The organism is Shouchella oshimensis (assembly GCF_002019765.1).
GTDB classification, from domain to species: Bacteria; Bacillota; Bacilli; order Bacillales; family Bacillaceae_D; genus Shouchella; species Shouchella oshimensis.
On record NZ_KV917380.1, the window covers coordinates 483,427 to 503,506 of the forward strand.

Below are 20,080 nucleotides of genomic sequence, written 5' to 3' on the forward strand. Positions count from 1 at the left end.
TAAGAAGAAATGGTTTAAGCGAGAGCTACTACATCCTTATAATATCGATAAAAAATAGTAAAAAGAACAGAAGCTTGTATAGTCAGATAATTGAAAGTAGAGTAAGATAATGAGAAAAAAGTGGAGTGTCAAAGATGGATCGTAACTATGTCATTATTGTCGTATCTCGAAACGTGGGTGCCTTAAGGAAAGAAAGTCATCTTACTGAAACACAAATGGCAAATGCGTTAGGCGTCACAAAGAAAACCATCGTTCAGTTAGAGTCAGGTCACCTCCGGGCAGGATGGACGCTGGTTTGTGCGATTTGTGCCATTTTTCAAGAAAGTGAGATTCTTGAACGGTTATTTGGTGGTGACCCTTTAGAAGTAATTAAGTTATTGAGTCATGATCGTGAAACGATTGTGCGGCAAAAAACAAAAGGTGGTAAAATTTGGTGGAAAAGCGTTAAAACATTGGGAAGTTATAGGCTTCAACAAAACATGATAAGCCAACATTATCGGATTATTGATGATTTGGATTACAGAATAGAAAGTACATTTAGTTACGAAACGGCTCTTGAAACATTGGAACATCTTGCAAAAGGACGGTATGAAAAGAGGTAAGGTTCGTAGGTGAAATGAAAAGGAAATAGATAGGAAATTCAAGGGCATAAGGGTAATGTTGCTACGTTTGTGTTACTCTATAGTGGATAGTAAGGATCAAGTGAATAGTAGAATGTAGATGCAGGAGAAGATAGAGATATGATCAAATCCAAAGACTATTTAAAGCCAATTACAGAAACCATATTAGCTGAGAAAATGGCATTAGCGAACATGCCTCCATCGCATGATCATATAGATGAAGCGACGCTCGTTTCAAGGCTAAAACCGTGGCGACACGAACTTATTGAAGTCTATGCACATTCATTTTTAAAGGATAAAGAAGAATCAGAAGAAGCAATGGATATTTGGGGAGAAGCTGTTGCAGGCTTGTTAGTATCTCTTGATTTAAAATTGGATGTAGCGTTAAAAGAAATAACCTATTACCGCGATCGAATAGGTGTCATTGTTAAAGACCAAGCAGAGGAAGAGGGCTTTTCCTTTAATCATTTGTATGACGTTATTTCGAAATTTAACCAAATTGTAGACTTGGCGATCCAAAAGGTGAGCCAAACGTATATGAGAGATTATGCAAATAATATTGAAGTGGCGAAATATGCGATTGACGAACTTTCTGTTCCTCTTGTGCAGTTAACCGATGAAGTGGGAATCATACCGATTATCGGTGAAATCGATACAAAGCGAGCGCAATATTTGATGACGAATGCATTGGATAAAGGTTCTCAGCTAGGGTTGAAATACATTATCCTTGATTTATCAGGTGTAAGCGTCATTGATACGATGGTCGCTGCTCAGATCTTTAAAGTTGTTGATGCGCTTAAGTTGATTGGAATCGAAACAATGATTAGTGGAGTTCGTCCCGAAATTGCTCAAACAATGGTTTCATTAGGTATTAAAGTAGATTTAAAAATCTATAGCTCGTTAAGACAAGCATTTGGAAAGATTTCAATCGACCAATAGCTTCTAGCGTCTGAGTTGCTATTTTTAAACAGAGCTCTATTTGGTATAAATACACTTCATTGGGTACAAACAACCCTTAATAAGGAAAGAAAAGCAGTGTCAAAGGGCACTGCTTTTCTTTCGTGTCTTTTCACTGAATGAGATCTTTGTAAAAAGACTGGAGGGCATTTGCAAGAGGTAATGGTTGATCTTCATTCACTTCATGACCTGCATGAGGAATGCATAGTAGCTTGCTGTTAGGAATAGCTTTAGTCAACTGAAAAGATGCACGCTTATTAACATAATCCTTTCCACCATAGATAATGAGAGTGGGACAAGCAATCCCGGCTAAAGAAGAGCGGAAATCGAGGTCTTCCATTGAACGGGTTAAAGTAATAAAATCCTGCTTTTGAAGTCCTTCTTGAGGAAAGATACGGCGTGGTAATAGATGGAAGATGGCAGATTGCACCTGTAACAATCGTTTTGGCATCACGCATTGAGTGCCGATTAAGCATAAGGAAGCCACTCTTTCTGGGTAATCAATTGTGTAATGAAGAGAAAGGATACCACCTAGTGATAAACCTGTTAGATGAAGGGGTTCATCTGACTGATGGCACCAGTCAACGAAACGTTGATACACGTTTACATAAGTAGCATCTGCTCTTTTTAGTAACGAGACTAAAATAGGACAGTTGACAGTTTCAGCTGCCGGTAGTCCTTGAAGTGTGTGAGTGATTCCAGCTTGAAGGCTTTTGCCCAAGACCATGTACAAATACGTGCACTCGCGTTTCTCTCCTTTCAGAGCTATTTGTCTCCTCTGTTATACTTATGATAAATGAATACAAGATAAATGAGAACTGGTACTAAAGGAAGTAAATATACCAATTCAGCAACTTCCACTTGACGATCTGAATCTGGATTTGACGTAAAGGAATACATTAAAAAAAGAATACCGCTAATGGCTATAGCAATCATTAAGAAGAGGGTACCAATAGTGAACACACCTTTTTATAGCTGTTTTTCTAAGTATACCAAGTGGTTGCTAGTCATAACAGCTACAATTCATGTAATTGGTTTTCTGACCCCATAGATTCTTACTTACTGATACGTTTGTAGTAAAACAAATGTTTTTACACAGCATTTCCGCATCTTTTACCTTTCACGATCAAATGAAAGGTGCTACTCTCAGTTCATATGAACGTTTACTAGATAAAGGAGTGCACCATGGATTATTACCTATTTCGTTTAATAAACGACTTATCTGGCCATTATAGGCTACTTGATATGGTCATGTTATGGAGTTCGGAGTATGTCACGATTTTGTTGGCATTCGCGCTGTTTGGTTTTTTTATAGTTGGTTTAAAGAAAAGAATATATATGAAAACCGCATTGTTTACAGGGGCAGCTCTTATTATTTCAATGGGCATTGGGTATGTGATAAAAGGATTGTTTTATCGACCAAGACCATTTGTCGAACATGATGTAAACTTACTCATCATACATAATACGGCTTCCAGCTTTCCTTCTAACCACACGCTTGCTGCTTTTGCCATTGGGCTTGGAATCTTCTTTTTTCATAAAAAAGTAGGTAGCTTACTTCTTCTAGGTGCCGCGCTTATTGGGCTATCACGTGTTTATCTCGGACACCATTATCCGCTGGATGTTTTTGCAGGCTTTAGCATTGCCCTTCTTGTAGTGTTTCTACTTAAGAAAGGCATGAACAAATTAGAAAAAGGGGATCGTCGCCATGTCGCCAAGCGGGTTTCATAGGTGTACGTGAACAAATAAGGAAGCTGGAATTGAAATTATCAGGGCAAGCTAGAGGAAAGAGCTTGTTGGGGCAACAGAACCCAACAGGCTTTTTTTTATACGATCGAACACAAAAAATTATTAGAAAATTCATTTACTTATTGTCTCTTTATAGGTAAACTAGATTTAAAAGCAATTGGAAGAACTTCATAGGATTTCTTCGTTATTTTGCTGATAAACATATAAACAACTGTTTTTACCGCATAACTTTTTAAAAATACTTTTTGAAGTGAGGGATATTGCATTAAAACGAAATTACATGAAGTCAACCGCGTAAATGTATTAAATCTTATTCGCAACAAAGGCCCTTTGTCAAAAGCAGAGTTGGCTGAAAACGTGCAGGTGAGTCAAACGACGGTTTCGACCATTTTAGCTAAATTAATGAAGGAAGACTATGTGATGGAGGAAGGAATCGGTGACTCAACTGGTGGTAGAAAGCCTGTCCTTTATCGGTTTAATCCGAATAAAGCATTAATTATTGCGGTATCGTTACGCAATTCCTCTATTCAAATGGCGGTTCTTAATTTATCAGGTGAACGAAAGAACGAGATGGTCTATCACGTTCAAAATGTAAAAGGCCATGCCTATGTCGAGCACATCTTAACATCCCTTTCTCTTTTTGTGCAGCCCATCCTTGAGAGTCAATCAAAATTAGTTGGGATCTCTATCGTTTGCCCTGGCGTTGTGGATGCCAAAAATGGTGTCATTCTCTATAATGCGAAACTTGATTTGTATAAGATCGAGCTTAAACGCCTTGTGGAAGAAGCATTTGGACTTCAAGTTTTTGTTGAAAATGATCTAAATGCACTTGTTATTGCAGAGAAGCAGTTTGGTGACGCACCTTATCAGGAGTTGCTCTATCTTTCTATTGATGAAGGAGTTGGTGCTGGGATTGTTGTCCATGATCATATTTTTCGAGGGTATAGTGGTAGTGCAGGAGAAATTGGGCATATGTCTGTTGTTCCAGGAGGAATAGGCTGTTCATGTGGCAATCAGGGATGCTTAGAGAATTATGTAAGCTGGCCAGCCATCTATGCTCGCATTCTATCAGGGTGGTTCACTCAACAAGAGGGAGAAGCCATTGTGGCGAGAGCGGATTTTGTTCCTGAAAAAGTGAAGGCCAGTCATTTTGTAGAGGCAGCATGTGAAGGAGATCCGTTTGCATTAAAAATTGTGGAGGAGATGGCGGAGTACATCGCCGTAGCCATTACAAATGTGCTTCACTTCATGAATCCCCAAGCAGTCATTTTAAATGGTGCGCATGTGGTTAATAACGAACCACTTTTAGCGATATTGCGAGAGAAGATTGAAAAGAGAGCCATGACGATCGTTCAGAAGGATTTTGAAATGAAACAAACGGCATTAGGAAACGATATGAATTTGTTAGGAGCGTTGGCGGTTTTGCTTCAAGATGAAATGCAAGTTGGAAAATACAATGTGTTTTTACGGTAGCAAAATGGGCAAGGAGGCGAAATAGTGAAAAGGGTGGCGAATTGGGTAAGTCTTGCTGTTGTTGCATTAGGATTAATCGGCTGTAGTGGTAATGATGATGATTCTGGTAACCAGTCAATTAGTATTGCCCTGTGGGATGAAAAGGCAAGTGATGCCATAGATGGTGCCATTGCTTCATTTAAAGAAAAACATCCAGATGTTGATGTAACAGTTACATATAGCCCGTTTTCACAATATTGGACAACCTTGAGAACAAGTATTGGAGGTGGAGCGGGTCCGGATCTCTTTTGGATGAATGCAGTTAACTTTTATCAATATGCCCAGCCTGGCTTAATCCAAAACTTAGAACCGTTTATAGAGGAAGATGCGGATTTTGAAAAAAGTGATTATTACGAAAGTATGATCGATTTATATAGTTATGAAGACAATTTGTATGCTGCGCCTTACTTCGTAGATGCTGTTGGGCTTTATTATAACAAAGACATTTTTGATGAAGCTGGTGTGGATTATCCAAATGAATCGTGGACGTGGGAAGACATTGAGCGGGTTGGAGCTGAACTGACGAATAAGGAAGAAGGTATTTATGGCTATTTGGCTCCAGTCGTTCATAATCAATCGGGTTACTATAATTATATTCATCAAGCTGGAGGCGACATTGTGAGTGAAGACCAAACTCAGTCAGGCTTTCGGTCGGATGCAGCAGTTGAAGCATTTCGATTTGTTGAGCGTTTAATCGAGCAAGGGATTTCACCAGATATCAAATCACAAATTCAAAATGACAATAATCAGTTATTTATGTCCAACCAATTAGCAATGATGCCGGCTATATCGGTTATGGCGGTTATGTACCGTGAAGAACTTGGAGAGATAGTAGATGTTGCACCACTTCCGAGCTATAAAGAAGATACAGCGATTTTGCATGGGATTAGTTGGGCCATGAATAGAGGGGCTGAACATCCGGAGCTTGCATGGGAATTGATGAAGGAACTAACCGGTGAGACAGGGAACACCATTATTGCAGAAACCGGTTTTTCGACACCAGCAGCACGATCGGCAGCAGATTTATGGTTGGAATCGTTACCGGACATGAATTTACAAGTCTTCATTGACGCTCAAGAAACGGGTTCTCCTTACCCGCTCTCTCGAAACACAATGGAATGGCAGAGAATGGAGACAACTGAAATTCAAGGAGCCTTTCTTTCAGGTGAACCGATAGAAGACGTGCTTGAACGAGTTGGTCTTGAAATGGAACGAATGTTGAATCAAGGATTAGAGGAGTAAAGAAGAAGGGGGAAAGCAAATGGCGCGCGTTTCAATGACAGTTAGGCCTACATCTTCCACCAAAAAGAAGAAATGGACAAACGATACGTGGTGGGCACTTTTGTTTATTGGACCAACAGTATTAGGGTTAATGACGTTTTATATTGGACCTGCGATGGCTTCCTTTGCTTTGTCATTCACGCATTGGGATGGACTAACGGCTCCTTCGTTTGCTGGAATGGATAATCTTATTGCGCTTTTTACTAGTCCGATCTTTTTACGATCGCTATTAAACACATTGGTCTTTATGCTAGTTGCTGTTCCTGCTTCGATTGCAATAGCTACCCTAATTGCTGTTTTACTGAATCAACGTATAAAAGGAATGATCGTCTATCGAGCCCTGTATTTTCTTCCTGTCGTTACAATGCCAATTGCTGTAGGGATGGTATGGAAATGGTTATACAATACCGAATATGGGCTGTTTAACTATTTTCTTGGTGCGGTAGGCTTACCACAGCCAGAGTGGTTGTTCAACCCGTCTATTGCGCTTCTTTCCGTCATTGCTGTCTACGTTTGGATGACAATAGGTAATAATGTCATTCTCATATTAGCAGGGCTTCAGAATGTAGATACAGGTTACTACGAAGCTGCTGAAATAGATGGTGCTTCAAAAATGAGGCAGTTTTTCTCCATCACGTTACCACTTATTACACCTACATTGTTTTTTGTTATGGTAACGGGGATGATTAGCTCTTTACAAGTATTTGATTTATTGTTCGTCATGATTGGAGATACCACCGCCCTTGTTGGTCCGCTGAGAACGATCGTGTACGGTGTGTATGAATCAGGCTTTATGTTTTCCCAGATGGGTTACGCTTCTGCGCAAGCTTTTGTGTTGTTTTTACTTATTCTCGGGATAACGATTTTACAATTCGCTGGTCAGAAAAAATGGGTCCATTATGATAGTTAATACTAGAAAGGGTGGCGTTGTATGAGAAAAAGCTGGGTTCATATATTGTTACTAGTTGGTGCAATTGTCATGATTATTCCTTTCTTTTGGATGGTTTCGACTTCATTTAAATCCTATTTAGAGTCGATGCAAATACCACCTACACTCTTTCCAGAGCAATTTCACTTTGATAATTATGCACGGGTATTCGAGAGTGCTGATTTCCTAACGTATTATGCCAATACCATATTTGTCACAGTTGCCCGAACAGCCTCTCAATTATTTCTCTGCTCGATGGCAGCATATGCATTCGCTCGATTGGATTTTCCGTTTAAGAATACATTGTTTCTTGTGATCTTATCGGTCTTAATGGTCCCAATCCAAGTCATTCTTATCCCGAATTATGCATTGCTCTCGCAGTTCGGCTGGATTAATACGTTTTATGCTTTAATTGTTCCCGGTATTTTTAGTGCATTTGGTGTGTTTCTACTACGTCAGTTTTTTATGGGGATTCCAAAAGAACTTGATGAAGCCGCCATAATGGATGGGTGTTCTAAATGGGGTGTCTATTGGCGCATCATTTTACCAAATGCAAAGCCAGCGCTTGTGGCTCTTGGCATTTTCACCGTCTTAGCTTCATGGAATGATTTTATGTGGCCACTCGTTATGACTAACTCCGCTGATATGCGCGTCCTTTCTGTTGGAATAGCGAATTTTGAAGGGCAATATTCAACAGAATACCCATTACTTATGGCAGCTGCGCTCATGTCAACTATACCAATGTTACTTATGTTTCTTTTCTTACAAAAGTATTTAATAGCAGGAATTGCCCTAGGTGGAGTGCGAAGATAATAAGATATGAAAAAAGGAGATGGATCAAATGGTACGAGTTATGGTGGTTGGTCTTGGTACGATGGGGGCGGTCCATGCCTCTAGTTTTGTGGAAATGGACGAAACAGAGCTTACAGCTGTAGTAGATGTGAAAGAAGAACGCGCAAACGAATGGGGGGAGAAATCAGGCGCTAAGTCTTTCTATTCGTTTGATGAAGCGATTAAGGAAGTAGGGGAGGATATTGACGTTATTTCAATTTGTGTCCCTACAGACCTTCATCCGGCATTTGTGAAAAAAGCGGCCGATGTAAAGGCAGCCATTATTTGTGAGAAGCCATTAGCCCGTTCACTGGAAGCTGCAGAAGAAATGATTACCTATTGCCGAAAACAAGGTGTTGCCCTTTACGTGGGTCATGTTGTCCGCTTCTTTCCAGAATATCAAAAAGCAAAGCAAGCATTGGATGAAGGTGTGGTTGGAAAGGTTGGTGTTGTTCGAACAACAAGAGGAGGATCGTATCCTGTTGCGACGGAAGATTGGTATGCAAACACGGACCGGAGTGGTGGACTCGTTCTTGACTTACTGGTTCATGATTTTGACTTCTTACGGTGGTGCTTTGGAGAGGTGGAACGGGTATATGCCAGGAATCTTGCAGGTGTCGCGGGTATAAATGAAGAACGAAAGGATTACGCTCTTGTGACCCTTCGTTTTGTAAACGGCGTCATTGCTCACCTTGAAGGTACGTGGGCGCATGAAGGCTTCCGTACATCCTTTGAACTTGCTGGTAAAGAGGGTATCCTCCACTATGATAGTCAAAAAAACCAAGCGCTTGTAGCGGAAAAAGCAAGTCCAGATGGGAAGCCAGGTGTAGCGGTTCCTGAAAGTCCTTTAAAGAACTCCCCTTACTATACGGAATTGAGTCACTTTATCCAGTGTATTCAATCAGGAAAAGAGCCGATCGTGACTGCGGAGGATGCGCTTAAAGCAGTGGAAATTGGGATGGCTGCTTTACAGTCCATTAAGAAAAAGAAGCCTGTCACCATTCATTCTCAGAAAGTAGCCCATTAATTTGAAGGAGGAGACGTTATGAAAGTAGGAATAATTAGTTTTGCCCATGGTCATGCCCATGCGTATGCATCTAGTTTAGTGGCCATTGATGGGGTTACAGTAGTGGGAATAGCGGATGATGATGAAAAGCGGGGCAAAGAAGCGGCTCAACAGTATCAAGCGGACTACTATCAATCGTACCATGAATTGTTGGCTCAAGGGCTTGATGCAGTCGTTGTGACTTCCGAAAATGCCCGCCATAAAGAACATGCAGTAGCCGCAGCGAAAGCAGGAGCCGCCGTTTTATGTGAAAAACCGCTTGCCCATACAGTTGAAGACGCACAGGCCATCATTGCTGCATGCGAAGAAGCTGGCGTTCTCCTGCAAACGGCTTTTCCAGTCCGCTTTAACGAAGCCATTAAACGAGCAAAGGCACGTATTGATGCAGGTGAATTTGGTGATATCCTAGCAATGAAAGGGACGAACCGAGGCAAGAATCCTGGAGGTTGGTTTAATGATAAGCAGCTAGCAGGTGGTGGAGCTGTTATTGACCATACTGTCCATGTTGTGGATATAATGCGCTGGATTTTACAAGAAGACGTTGCAGATGTGTACGCTGAGATCGATCAACATTTCTCAGCAAAAGCCATTGATGATGCAGGCATATTGTCACTAACGTTTCAAAACGGTGTTTTTGCTACACTAGATTGTAGCTGGTCAAGAAATTCGAATTTCCCTACTTGGGGAGATGTTACGCTAGAGTTTATCGGAACGAAAGGGACATTGAAAGTCGATGCACAAGCGCAGAAATTGGATCTTTACCATAGTGGTGGTCTTCAGTACAATTTCTGGGGCGACAACATGGATGATAGCCTTGTTCGTGATTTTATTGAAAGTGTTCGACAAAAGCGCAGTTCTTCTGTGACAGGAACCGATGGTTTAAAAGCGTTAGAAGTAGCAATTGGTGCTTACGCTTCTGCAGCAAAAGGGGACGTTGTTGCAATAGGTGAGGGAGAGCAGGTAGCGCGATGAAAAAGGGCATAAACCAATGGTGCTATCCAGAGGGAACACCACTTGATCGCGTGCTAGAATGGACGAAACAGGCCGGATTCTCAACAATTGAATTAAACGTGGCTAAGCCAGGGGAAGTGGGATTAACCCTTGATACAACGGTAGAAGAAGCTAAAGCGATAAAAACGCAAATAAAAGCAGCAGGACTGGAAATGGATAGCCTATCTACCTCGTTATTATGGCAAACACCCCTTTCTTCTGGCGATGAAAAAATTCGAGAGCAAGGGAAACGCGTTGTAAGAAGAATGCTGGAATTCGCTCATGATTTAGACGTCAGTACGATCCTTGTCGTCCCAGGAATGGTGACGGAAGATGTGCGGTACGATGAATGTTATGAGCGCAGCATCGCGGCACTGAAAGAGCTTGCCCCTTTAGCGGAAGAGGTAAATGTCAGAATTGGAATTGAGAACGTCTGGAACCGCTTTTTGTTATCACCTCTTGAAATGGCCCAATATATTGATGAGGTGAATTCAACTCACGTAGGTGCGTATTTTGATGTCGGAAATGTACTACAATTTGGCTACCCAGAGCAGTGGATTCGGATATTAGGAGAGCGCATTTTTAAAGTACATGTAAAAGATTTTAAAACAAGTGTCGGTACGATTACTGGCTTCACAAATCTATTAGCAGGAGACGTCAACTGGCAAGCTGTGATGAAGGAACTTCAGGAAATTGGCTATAATGGAGAATTGATAGCGGAATTAACCCCCTATGCCTACGATCCCGCAGCCCTTGCTTATGATACGTCTAGACAGATGGATCTTTTGTTAGCATCGCAAATAACGCCTTATCCTACTTAGGAAAAAACGACCATACTGGTCGTTTTTTTAATGGGGCCTTTCCAAAAAAGCGCTTTAAAAGAGAGTCATTCAACTCGAATCTATAGTAAACTATACGGAAAAGGATCACTTTTAAGATAATAGGTGAAAGTATGACAACGAATAAAAGAACCCTTGAAAAAAAGTTTAGAAGGTACGTCACTGCGCTAATTGCTCTTATTATGCTACTCATAACAGTTGTTTATATCTATTTAGAACGAGAGCAAGCACGAAACTTAATCGGCGAGCAAGCGCTAACAACCGCTTTAACAGTGGCAGAAATACCAGAGGTAAAACAAGCATTAAGTGGTACTGGAAATAGAGAACAGGTAAGAGAGCTGATTGATCAGATTCAACGTAATGCGGGTGCAGAATATATTGTCATTGGTGATCGTGACGGCGTACGCTTAACCCATCCAAACCGTGAACAAATTGGCAAAGAGATGGTAGGTGGGGATAACGATGATGCGCTCCTTTATGGACGAAGCTATACGTCTCTGGCTCAGGGATCACTTGGTGAAGCGGTACGTGGAAAAACACCGATTCGTGGGGAAGACGGCTCTATTATTGGAGTGGTCTCGGTTGGCTACATGGTTGAATACATAAACGCAACGTTTTTAAAAGGATTTACCGTATTTGCCTCCGCCATTCTCGTTATCTTCTTGATAGGTATGGTAGGGAGTAATGCACTTGCTAAAAGTATTCGCCGCGATACATTCGGGTTGGAGCCCTATCAAATTGCACGTTTGTATAAAGAGCGTCATGCTGTCATTGAAGCGGTGAGTGAAGGATTGTTAGCAACGGACCAGGATGGAAGAGTCACACTTCTAAATGCACTTGCCAAAGAGGTACTTCAAATCGATGAGCAGGCCATCGGGCAGAAGATTCATCATGTTTTGCCAAATTCAGAGATTGCGGCTGTCTTACAAGACGAAGAAGCCACAGGTCAAAACGAAGTAATCGTAAATGAAAAACGTCTTATTATTTATTATCAAATTATAAATGAAGATGGGCAATATGCAGGGAAAGTCGCCCGCTTTCAAAATCGAACTGAATTACAGGAGTTAGTAAACGCTTTATCGGAGATTCAACAGTATTCAAAGGATCTTCGGGCGCAAACTCATGAATATACGAATAAATTGTACGCTATATCTGGCTATCTTCAATTAGGCTACTATGATGAGGCAATTGATTTTATTGAAGAAGAAACAGGCACCCAAACGCGTGATGACCAGATTGTTTTTGAACAAATTCAAGATCCTACTATTCAAGCCATACTAATAGGTAAACGCTCAAAAGCTTCTGAGAAAAAAATTAGCTTTACACTTGATTCTTCGAGCACAGTTGAATGGCAATGGCCGGCAGAAGCAGCGGCCCCTCTCGTGACCATTATTGGGAATGTTGTTGACAATGCATTTGATGCAGTGATAGGACGTGACAAGCCAACTGTGGAAGTGTTTTTAACCGATATTGGCAGAGAACTAATTGTTGAAGTGGCAGATAATGGATCAGGAATCGCTGAATCGATCCAAACTCAGTTATTCGAGCGAGGCACGACAACAAAATGTGGTCAAAGGGGTTATGGTCTAGCACTTGTGAAAGCGGCGCTTACAGAATTGAACGGGACACTTGAAATCGAAGACAATCAACCATCAGGAACAATTATGAGTTTATACATTCCAAAAGAAAAGGTGGGAGAACGAAGTGAACGTAATGATAGCAGAAGATGATTATCATGTAGCAGGTATCCACGAGAAGTTTTTGCAACAGCTCCAAGACATCCATGTCGTTGCAAAAGCTCAGACAGCTAATGAAACCATTCAGCTCGTTAACCGGTATCAACCTGATTTAGTTTTATTAGATGTTTATCTACCAGATCAATTAGGCGTCGATGTAGTCGAGCAGTTATATGAAGTAGCCCCTCATGTGCAAATTATTCTTATCACAGCTGCTACAGAAAAAGACATCTTTACAGAAGCCCTTCACCTTGGAGTGATCGATTACCTCATCAAACCGATTGCCTTTGAACGCTTGAAGGAAGCCATTGAAAAAGCGCAGGCGCAGAGTAAACAATTAAAGCAGTCCCCTCGAATAACCCAAGCTCTCGCGGACTCCTTTTTTCTCCGCGTAAAAGACAATAGTGACAAAGAAAGTGAATTGCCTAAAGGAATTGACAGGCTCACATTAGAAAAGGTTCGCCATCTTCTCAGTAAACAGCAAGACGGGATAACAGCGGAGGCCCTTGGCAAGGAATTTGGTGCATCACGAACAACCTCCCGCCGTTACTTAGAATATTTGATTTCAATAGATGAAGCGAAAGCAGAGTTGGAGTATGGCATAGTAGGAAGGCCAGAGCGGAAATATTGGAAGCTGTAGCGTGATCATTCGTACAGTATAGTAAACGTCTTTCAAAGTGAAAGGCGTTTTTGTTGATTAGATGGAAATAAATGACCTGTTGAAAATTGTAAACGGTTTAGTTATACTTATGAAAATAGTTTTCTTAAAGGAGGTTTGTATGAAAAACGTTTTCTTTGAACAAGCTCAACGATTTGGTAAATCATTTATGCTCCCTATAGCGGTTCTTCCAGCAGCAGGTTTGCTATTGGGAATAGGTGGTGCATTAAGCAATCCAAATACCATTATTGCATATCCTTTCTTAGATCAGGCTTTTCTCCAAGCTATATTCACAATAATGAGTTCAGCAGGAAATATCGTCTTTGCTAATTTACCTTTATTGTTTGCTGTAGGTTTGGCAGTTGGATTAGCACGAGCCGATAAAGGTACAGTAGGTTTGGCAGCAATGGTAGCTTTTTTTGTGATGAATGCAACAATTAACGCTATGCTTGTGATTACGGGAGATTTGGCTGAAGGTCAGCTATCTGATGCTGGACAGGGTATGGCCGTAGGTATTCAAACCCTTGAAACGGGTGTATTTGGTGGTGTACTTGTTGGTATTTTAGTTTATCTTTTACATGCACGTTATTATAAAATTGAGCTTCCTCGTTTTCTTGGTTTCTTTGGTGGCTCTCGATTTATTCCTATTATTAGTTCGTTTGGTGCCATGATTTTAGGCGTTCTATTGTTTTATATTTGGCCTTTTATTCAATCAGGAATTTTTTCTTTAGGAGGAATAGTTGAGGCTACAGGTTATATCGGAACCTTTATTTATGGAACGATTTTAAGGCTACTTGGACCTTTTGGTCTTCATCACATTTTCTATATTCCTTTTTGGACAACAAGCTTAGGGGGTTCACTACTTGTTGACGGTACTTTAGTTGAAGGGACGCAACGCATCTTTTTTGCTCAGCTTGCCGATCCATCGGTAGAGAGCTTCTACGAAGGAACATCTCGCTTTATGTCTGGGCGGTTTATTACAATGATGTTCGGTTTAGTGGGAGCAGCATTAGCCATATACCATACAGCAAAACCAAAAAACAAGAAAATCGTTGGAGGGTTAATGCTGTCAGCAGCGTTAACGTCTTTTCTAACGGGTATTACAGAATCCCTTGAATTCTCGTTCTTGTTTGTTGCACCATTGCTTTACGTAGTTCATGCTGTATTTGATGGATTAGCTTTTATGTTGGCTCATATCTTTTCAGTAACAATTGGACAAACGTTTTCAGGAGGCTTCATTGACTTTATCTTATTTGGTGTTTTGCAAGGGAATGAAAAAACCAATTGGATGATCGTACCAATTATTGGAGCCGTATGGTTTTGCCTTTATTACGTTGCTTTTCGTTTTCTCATTACAAAGCTTGACATTAAAACGCCTGGTCGTGAAGATGAGGAATTAACAAACATTACGATTAAAGGAACAGAGCGAGCAAAAGCTATTGTTGCTGGACTTGGAGAGAAAGCAAATATTAAAGACGTTGATGCATGTGCGACTCGCCTTCGGATTAGCGTTTACAATGGCGATCAAGTAAACAAGGAAAAGTTAAAAGCTACCGGGGCAAAAGGTGTGATCGTGAATGGAAACGGTGTTCAAGTAATCTATGGACCTGAAGTAACGGTCATTCGAAATGAAGTTGATGAATGGATGGGAGAATAGTAAGGATGCACAACATCTTGTTAAACTTAAAAGGAAAATTAGTTGTATCTTGTCAAGCGCTTGATTCAGAACCACTCCACTCTTCGTATATTATGGGACGGATGGCTATAGCAGCCCAAGTAGGAGGAGCAGCGGGAATTCGAGCTAACTCAAAACAAGATATAGAAGAAATCAAAGCACACGTGGATGTGCCTGTCATTGGGATTGTAAAAAGAGATTACCCCGATAGCAATGTTTATATCACTGCGACCATGAAAGAAATTGATGAATTAATGGAGGCAGAAGCTGACATGATTGCCATGGATGCGACGAAGCAGAAGCGACCTGGCGGATTAACACTTGCTACACTTGTTAAGGAGATAAAAGCCACTTATCCAAACGTAGCATTAATGGCGGATGTATCAACAGTGGAAGAAGCAATTCATGCCGAACAACTTGGGTTTGACTGTGTTTCAACTACGCTTGTCGGATATACGGAATACACAAAGGGAGTACTTACAGCGGCTGATGATTTCTTAGTTTTAAAAGAAATCGTAGCTGCTGTGAGTAAACCAGTTATTGCTGAAGGAAAAATGGACACGCCAGAACTTGCGAAACGAGCCCTAGATTCAGGCGCATATTGCGTCGTTGTCGGAGGAGCTATCACTCGACCGCAACAGATTACAAGGAATTTTGTAAATGGTTTAAAATGAAAAAAAGCAGACTCTCCTTTTTAGAGAGTCCGCTTTTTTAAGATGGACCAAGTTTTTTTAACTTGTTCAGTGCATCTAACGTTTTGATCCGACTATCTTCTCGTTCCTTCTCTTTAAGCAAAACCATACTTATTAGATCAAGGATATGTAAGATTGATAGTTGTGCATTTAAAAACCCTTTATTGTAAAAAGCCTTTGGGCTATAGCTAAGCAGTAAATAATCTGCCAATTTACTAAGTGGGGTCGATTCATGATTTGTTAATAAAAGAATTTTTGCTTTGTTTTCTTTCGCAAGTGCAGCAGCATCAATGATATCCTGTGTATGACCAGAGTTGGAAATCGCAATAACTAAATCTTTTGAGCTAAGAAGAGAAGCGTTCATCAACATAGTATGAGAATCGGAATGTGCATCTACCCGAAATCCCATGCGCATTAAACGGAACTTAAGTTCTTGTCCAGAAAGTGAAGAACTACCAATTCCGTAAATTTCAATCCTTTCTGCAGCCTCAATAAGCTGGCAAGCCCCAATGATTTGGGCTTCAGATAAAAGGGAATTACTGCCGTTTATAATGACTTTATACATGTGCGCCATTTCCTCAATCAAGTGGTCACTGGCTTCGCTTCTAATTAATTCATCCCTTAACAGAATCTTAAAATCAACAAAGCTTTTTACACCAAGCTTCTTACAAAAACGCGTAATGGTGGCAATGGAAGTATTGCTTTTGTTAGCCAAATCACGAATATGAATGTTGGCAAGTTCTTCTTTATGAGAAGTGACATAATCGGCAATTTGTTTTTCCGCGGTACTTAGCGTGTGATAAGCAAGTTGAATGTGATTGATAATTGACGCCATAAGATCTCAATTCCTTTCACATCTTTCTCTCTCTATCATACAGGAAAATAGATACGGAATGAAATGTAATGGGAATCATAGCTATAGGTGAAACAAAAAGAAAACGAACCTACACGATTGTTCATGGGTTCGTTTTTAACTAGTTCTCGCAGTTAGTATTTATATGATTGACCACCATCAATTGGAATAACAGTTGCATTAATAAAGTCTGCTTGATGTGATAGAAGAAAAGCAACAAGGTAACCAACCTCTTCTGGCTTACCAAAGCGAAGCATAGGGTTCGCTTTAACAAATTCTTTACCAGCGTCTTCCCAGTTATCCCCGCCAATTTGACGTAAAGAACCTTCTACCATAGCGGTCATGATGGCACCTGGAGCAATGGCTTTAATGCTGACACCGAACTGACCGTATTCAATGCCTGAGTTTTTTGTTAAACCGACAACTCCGTGTTTACTTGCTGCGTAGCCGGATTGGTTACCGACACCACGAATACCACCAACGGATGCTGTGTTCACAATCGATCCAAAGCCTTGTTCTTTCATAATCTTTAAGATGTGCTTCATTCCGTAGAAGACACCATTTAGGTTAATGTCAACCACCTTCTGAAATTCTTCAATGCCATAATCCTCTGTAAGGTTTTGTTTTCCTTCAACGCCAGCATTATTAAAGAAGCCATCAATTTGTCCAAATGTGTCTTTGGTGAACTGAACATACTTCTTAACGTCATCCTCTTTTGCAACATTTGCTTCGACTAATTCCACAGTGACTTGAGGGAACTCGTCTAAAATGACTTGTTTTGTTTCCTCTAGACCTGCCATATTTAAATCTACAAGAACTAATTTGGCTCCTTCTGATGCAATCTGTTTCGCTGCTGCTCTTCCTAATCCAGAGCCACCACCTGTAATGATAATGACCTTATCTTCAAATCGATTCATAAAAACGTCTCCTTTTAGCGATGCTATAATAAAAACAAGGGAAGGAACTTCTATCTCGAGTGTAAACGGATTCATTGTGTACAACAATCGTTAATCAGGTCGGATCTGTCGATAGAATCTACACCTTTGGTTATTATGTTGATTTTTGGAGGAATCATACATGACTTCAAGTGAAAAACGTTCGTCAAAACAAAGTGAGCGGACAAAAAACAACTTTAAGGAAGCTTTTATTACTCTCGTTCATGAAAAGGGATTCAGCCATGTGTCTGTTACAGATATTGTGAAAAAAGCAGATTACAACCGAACCACTTTTTATCTTTATTATCAGGACAAGTATTGTCTTTCAGATGAATTGAAAGCACAGATGTATCAACAAATTAAAGAGACGAGTATGAATAAATACGAAAAAGGAAAAAGCGTGACAACAGGTACCATGCATGCTGGGTCATTTGAATTGACCCATTTCATGTATGCCAACCAGGCTTTTTTTAACTTATACACCATTGAAGATACAATACCGAGCCTGCATCGCGGCTTGCCGCAAGCGATCTATGAGGTGTTGAAGGAACATTTTCAGCTGGTATCTGTAAATCAAGACCGAGATATTAACTATGATGCACATAAGCTATATATGGCTCATGGTACAGCAGGCTTATTAGTCGATTGGATTGAAAAAGGATATCCTATTAGTCCGAATGATATGGCTGAGCGTCTTATCCATATACTCGAATCATTTGCAAAAGAGTTTAAAGTAACGAGTAGAGGCTAGAGGGATGTATTTCCTTTGCCTCTGCAACTTGTGTGAACTTTATGAACAAAATGAACATTAAATTGAAAACGATTACATTTAAGGGGAGTTTGTGTAAGATAAATAAAACTCAGTCATGCAAATGAAGTGCATTCATCATCTTAATACTCTCACTACTTATTTCTAGAAGGAGTTAAAGGGTAAGGGGAGAACTGTAAAAGGTAAAAGAGAGCAGCTTTACGTGAAGGAAGGTCATTTATTTTCCGACTTTTCAGTTAGATGCTGTCTTTTTAGTCTTCAAAAAGAGGTGGAATGACACGCATGAGCCAATTGATGAATACGACTATCGGAATGTTGCTTGAAACGAAAGCAAGAGACATTCCAAACAATGATGCACTTGTCTATGTGGATCGAGGGTTACGTCTGTCTTATAGCGAGTTTAATGAAACGTGCAGACATGTGGCGAAAGCACTCATTGGTCTCGGAGTAAAACAAGGAGATCACGTAGCTATTTGGGCGTCAAATATGCCAGAATGGGTGACAACGCAATTTGCAACAGGTAAAATGGGTGCGGTACTTGTTACGGTTAATACGAATTATCAAGCAAGGGAGCTAGCGTATCTCTTAAAGCAGTCTGATTCAAAAACGCTTATTTTAATGGAATCGTATAAAAGCGTATCGTACTTAGATATCATTTATGACATCCTTCCTGAATTAAAAACAGCGATACCAGGACAGCTACAATCGGAAACATTCCCTCACTTAAAAAACGTCATTGTTCTAAGTGAGAAGCATTACCCTGGTATGCTCAATTGGCAAGACCTCCTCTCGTATGCAGATCAAGTGACAGATGCAACGCTTGATCAATGTCTCAAACAGCTTGACCCTAATGATGTCATTAATATGCAATATACGTCAGGCACAACCGGTTTTCCAAAAGGCGTTATGCTTACGCACCATAACCTTATTAATACAGGCAAGCATGCTGGAGAAGGGATGAATTTCACCTATAAAGATCGCTTGTGTATTCCGGTGCCTTTCTTTCATTGTTTCGGTTGTGTATTAGGGACATTGGTTTGTGTCACAAGTGGAGCAACGATGGTCCCTGTACAAGAGTTTAATGTAGCGGATGTGCTAACCTCGATTGAAAAGGAACGCTGTACAGCTGTTCATGGAGTACCAACAATGTTCATCGCTGAATTAAACGATCCTGCTTACTCATCCTATGATTTATCCTCATTACGTACAGGGATAATGGCAGGCTCAACGTGTCCAATCGAAGTGATGAAAAAAGTATCAGATGATATGGGCGCAAACGAATTAACGATTGTTTACGGGCAAACAGAAACATCCCCTGGTATTACGCAAACACGCACAAGTGATTCACTAGATGTACGTGTGCAGACCGTTGGTCGAGCCATGCCACAGATCGAGGTGAAGATTGTTGACCCTTCGACTCGACAAGAGGTACCACTAGGTGTACAAGGTGAAATTTGTTGTCGTGGTTATAATGTCATGAAAGGCTATTACAAAAATCAAGAAGCAACGGATAACACAATCGACGAAGACGGCTGGCTCTATACAGGTGATTTAGCAGTTATGGACGAAGCTGGGAATTGCACGATTACAGGGCGACTGAAAGATATGATTATCCGTGGAGGAGAGAATATTTATCCCCGTGAGGTCGAGGAATTTCTTTATACTCATCCTGCTCTTCTAGATGTGCAAGTCATCGGTGTTCCTGATGAGAAATACGGGGAAGAAGTGATGGCTTGGATTCGGGTGAAAGAAGGTATGGAAATCGAAAAATCAGCGTTAATCGCTTATTGCAAAGGCAAGATTGCTCATTATAAAATTCCTCGATATATCGAAATGTGCGAGGAATTTCCGATGACAGCGTCAGGAAAGGTTCAAAAGTTTAAACTTAAGGAACAAGCGATTAACAAAATGAAAACGCTTTAATGAAACGGTAGCTGTTTTTGACAAAGCAGCTACCAATTCAATAGACTTTCTAAAACTATTATCGCT

General features: G+C 40.6%; 19 protein-coding genes. 16 read left to right on the forward strand and 3 right to left on the reverse strand.

The features are described 5' to 3' along the window. Nucleotides 1–134 precede the first annotated feature (134 nt). Together BK583_RS02345 and BK583_RS02350 are read left to right on the forward strand one after the other, a co-directional pair. Nucleotides 135–602 (forward strand): helix-turn-helix transcriptional regulator, encoded by a 468-nt coding sequence (locus BK583_RS02345; RefSeq protein WP_055735389.1) that lies wholly within the window; start codon nucleotides 135–137, stop codon nucleotides 600–602. Nucleotides 603–740: 138 nt separating this feature from the next. After that, nucleotides 741–1,559, forward strand: coding sequence for an STAS domain-containing protein (locus BK583_RS02350; protein WP_055735388.1), 819 nt, complete (start codon nucleotides 741–743; stop codon nucleotides 1,557–1,559). Between the two features lie 130 nt (nucleotides 1,560–1,689). Here the strand turns inward: BK583_RS02350 and BK583_RS02355 are convergent, their stop codons facing one another. Beyond that, a complete protein-coding gene (locus tag BK583_RS02355; protein ID WP_055735387.1) occupies nucleotides 1,690–2,304 on the reverse strand; it encodes an alpha/beta fold hydrolase in 615 nt (204 codons plus the stop codon). 458 nt (nucleotides 2,305–2,762) lie between these two features. Between BK583_RS02355 and BK583_RS02360 the strand changes: the two genes are divergently transcribed. The 12 genes from BK583_RS02360 to BK583_RS02415 all read left to right on the forward strand — a co-directional run bounded on the left by BK583_RS02360 (nucleotide 2,763) and on the right by BK583_RS02415 (nucleotide 15,516). Next, nucleotides 2,763–3,308, forward strand: coding sequence for a phosphatase PAP2 family protein (locus BK583_RS02360; protein WP_055735386.1), 546 nt, complete (start codon nucleotides 2,763–2,765; stop codon nucleotides 3,306–3,308). Between the two features lie 282 nt (nucleotides 3,309–3,590). Continuing rightward, on the forward strand, nucleotides 3,591–4,799 hold the full coding sequence (locus BK583_RS21050; protein WP_269083160.1) for an ROK family transcriptional regulator: 1,209 nt from the start codon (nucleotides 3,591–3,593) through the stop codon (nucleotides 4,797–4,799). A gap of 24 nt (nucleotides 4,800–4,823) precedes the next feature. After that, on the forward strand, nucleotides 4,824–6,080 hold the full coding sequence (locus BK583_RS02370; RefSeq protein WP_055735384.1) for an ABC transporter substrate-binding protein: 1,257 nt from the start codon (nucleotides 4,824–4,826) through the stop codon (nucleotides 6,078–6,080). A 19-nt stretch (nucleotides 6,081–6,099) separates the two neighbouring features. Next, nucleotides 6,100–7,029 carry a carbohydrate ABC transporter permease gene (locus BK583_RS02375; RefSeq protein WP_038483871.1) on the forward strand — a complete coding sequence of 310 codons (930 nt, stop codon included), beginning with the start codon at nucleotides 6,100–6,102 and terminating at the stop codon, nucleotides 7,027–7,029. Between the two features lie 21 nt (nucleotides 7,030–7,050). After that, on the forward strand, nucleotides 7,051–7,860 hold the full coding sequence (locus BK583_RS02380) for a carbohydrate ABC transporter permease (protein WP_038483869.1): 810 nt from the start codon (nucleotides 7,051–7,053) through the stop codon (nucleotides 7,858–7,860). Nucleotides 7,861–7,888: 28 nt separating this feature from the next. Then, nucleotides 7,889–8,905 (forward strand): Gfo/Idh/MocA family protein, encoded by a 1,017-nt coding sequence (locus tag BK583_RS02385; protein WP_038483866.1) that lies wholly within the window; start codon nucleotides 7,889–7,891, stop codon nucleotides 8,903–8,905. A gap of 18 nt (nucleotides 8,906–8,923) precedes the next feature. Next, on the forward strand, nucleotides 8,924–9,916 hold the full coding sequence (locus BK583_RS02390; RefSeq protein WP_055735383.1) for a Gfo/Idh/MocA family protein: 993 nt from the start codon (nucleotides 8,924–8,926) through the stop codon (nucleotides 9,914–9,916). Then, nucleotides 9,913–10,755 carry a sugar phosphate isomerase/epimerase family protein gene (locus tag BK583_RS02395; protein WP_055735382.1) on the forward strand — a complete coding sequence of 281 codons (843 nt, stop codon included), beginning with the start codon at nucleotides 9,913–9,915 and terminating at the stop codon, nucleotides 10,753–10,755. Before BK583_RS02390 ends, BK583_RS02395 begins: the two co-directional genes overlap by 4 nt. Before the next feature lie 131 nt (nucleotides 10,756–10,886). Further along, nucleotides 10,887–12,503 carry an ATP-binding protein gene (locus BK583_RS02400; RefSeq protein WP_055735381.1) on the forward strand — a complete coding sequence of 539 codons (1,617 nt, stop codon included), beginning with the start codon at nucleotides 10,887–10,889 and terminating at the stop codon, nucleotides 12,501–12,503. Continuing rightward, a complete protein-coding gene (locus BK583_RS02405) occupies nucleotides 12,487–13,149 on the forward strand; it encodes a response regulator (RefSeq protein ID WP_307188666.1) in 663 nt (220 codons plus the stop codon). Before BK583_RS02400 ends, BK583_RS02405 begins: the two co-directional genes overlap by 17 nt. Before the next feature lie 139 nt (nucleotides 13,150–13,288). Continuing rightward, on the forward strand, nucleotides 13,289–14,824 hold the full coding sequence (locus BK583_RS02410; protein ID WP_055735379.1) for a PTS transporter subunit EIIC: 1,536 nt from the start codon (nucleotides 13,289–13,291) through the stop codon (nucleotides 14,822–14,824). Between the two features lie 5 nt (nucleotides 14,825–14,829). After that, complete coding sequence (locus BK583_RS02415) at nucleotides 14,830–15,516, forward strand: N-acetylmannosamine-6-phosphate 2-epimerase (protein WP_055735378.1); 687 nt, start codon at nucleotides 14,830–14,832, stop codon at nucleotides 15,514–15,516. Nucleotides 15,517–15,553: 37 nt separating this feature from the next. Here the strand turns inward: BK583_RS02415 and BK583_RS02420 are convergent, their stop codons facing one another. Then, on the reverse strand, nucleotides 15,554–16,369 hold the full coding sequence (locus tag BK583_RS02420; protein ID WP_055735377.1) for a MurR/RpiR family transcriptional regulator: 816 nt from the start codon (nucleotides 16,367–16,369) through the stop codon (nucleotides 15,554–15,556). Between the two features lie 152 nt (nucleotides 16,370–16,521). Beyond that, nucleotides 16,522–17,304: an SDR family oxidoreductase gene (locus tag BK583_RS02425; RefSeq protein ID WP_055735376.1), complete on the reverse strand. Its 783-nt coding sequence runs from the start codon at nucleotides 17,302–17,304 to the stop codon at nucleotides 16,522–16,524. Between the two features lie 160 nt (nucleotides 17,305–17,464). On the opposite strand from BK583_RS02425, the gene BK583_RS02430 reads away from it, so the two are divergent. Both BK583_RS02430 and BK583_RS02435 read left to right on the forward strand, forming a co-directional pair. Continuing rightward, nucleotides 17,465–18,073 (forward strand): TetR/AcrR family transcriptional regulator C-terminal domain-containing protein, encoded by a 609-nt coding sequence (locus BK583_RS02430; RefSeq protein ID WP_055735375.1) that lies wholly within the window; start codon nucleotides 17,465–17,467, stop codon nucleotides 18,071–18,073. A gap of 300 nt (nucleotides 18,074–18,373) precedes the next feature. Beyond that, a complete protein-coding gene (locus BK583_RS02435) occupies nucleotides 18,374–20,014 on the forward strand; it encodes an AMP-binding protein (RefSeq protein ID WP_078440006.1) in 1,641 nt (546 codons plus the stop codon). Nucleotides 20,015–20,080: the final 66 nt, after the last annotated feature.

What these genes read in the sequence shown, in the direction of transcription:
- BK583_RS02345 (WP_055735389.1), top strand. Translation starts at nt 135, where the DNA reads ATGGATCGTAACTATGTCATTATTGTCGTATCTCGAAACGTGGGTGCC.
- BK583_RS02350 (WP_055735388.1), top strand. Translation starts at nt 741, where the DNA reads ATGATCAAATCCAAAGACTATTTAAAGCCAATTACAGAAACCATATTA.
- BK583_RS02355 (WP_055735387.1), bottom strand. Translation starts at nt 2,304, where the DNA reads ATGGTCTTGGGCAAAAGCCTTCAAGCTGGAATCACTCACACACTTCAA.
- BK583_RS02360 (WP_055735386.1), top strand. Translation starts at nt 2,763, where the DNA reads ATGGATTATTACCTATTTCGTTTAATAAACGACTTATCTGGCCATTAT.
- BK583_RS02375 (WP_038483871.1), top strand. Translation starts at nt 6,100, where the DNA reads ATGGCGCGCGTTTCAATGACAGTTAGGCCTACATCTTCCACCAAAAAG.
- BK583_RS02380 (WP_038483869.1), top strand. Translation starts at nt 7,051, where the DNA reads ATGAGAAAAAGCTGGGTTCATATATTGTTACTAGTTGGTGCAATTGTC.
- BK583_RS02385 (WP_038483866.1), top strand. Translation starts at nt 7,889, where the DNA reads ATGGTACGAGTTATGGTGGTTGGTCTTGGTACGATGGGGGCGGTCCAT.
- BK583_RS02390 (WP_055735383.1), top strand. Translation starts at nt 8,924, where the DNA reads ATGAAAGTAGGAATAATTAGTTTTGCCCATGGTCATGCCCATGCGTAT.
- BK583_RS02395 (WP_055735382.1), top strand. Translation starts at nt 9,913, where the DNA reads ATGAAAAAGGGCATAAACCAATGGTGCTATCCAGAGGGAACACCACTT.
- BK583_RS02400 (WP_055735381.1), top strand. Translation starts at nt 10,887, where the DNA reads ATGACAACGAATAAAAGAACCCTTGAAAAAAAGTTTAGAAGGTACGTC.
- BK583_RS02405 (WP_307188666.1), top strand. Translation starts at nt 12,487, where the DNA reads ATGATAGCAGAAGATGATTATCATGTAGCAGGTATCCACGAGAAGTTT.
- BK583_RS02410 (WP_055735379.1), top strand. Translation starts at nt 13,289, where the DNA reads ATGAAAAACGTTTTCTTTGAACAAGCTCAACGATTTGGTAAATCATTT.
- BK583_RS02415 (WP_055735378.1), top strand. Translation starts at nt 14,830, where the DNA reads ATGCACAACATCTTGTTAAACTTAAAAGGAAAATTAGTTGTATCTTGT.
- BK583_RS02420 (WP_055735377.1), bottom strand. Translation starts at nt 16,369, where the DNA reads ATGGCGTCAATTATCAATCACATTCAACTTGCTTATCACACGCTAAGT.
- BK583_RS02425 (WP_055735376.1), bottom strand. Translation starts at nt 17,304, where the DNA reads ATGAATCGATTTGAAGATAAGGTCATTATCATTACAGGTGGTGGCTCT.
- BK583_RS02430 (WP_055735375.1), top strand. Translation starts at nt 17,465, where the DNA reads ATGACTTCAAGTGAAAAACGTTCGTCAAAACAAAGTGAGCGGACAAAA.
- BK583_RS02435 (WP_078440006.1), top strand. Translation starts at nt 18,374, where the DNA reads ATGAGCCAATTGATGAATACGACTATCGGAATGTTGCTTGAAACGAAA.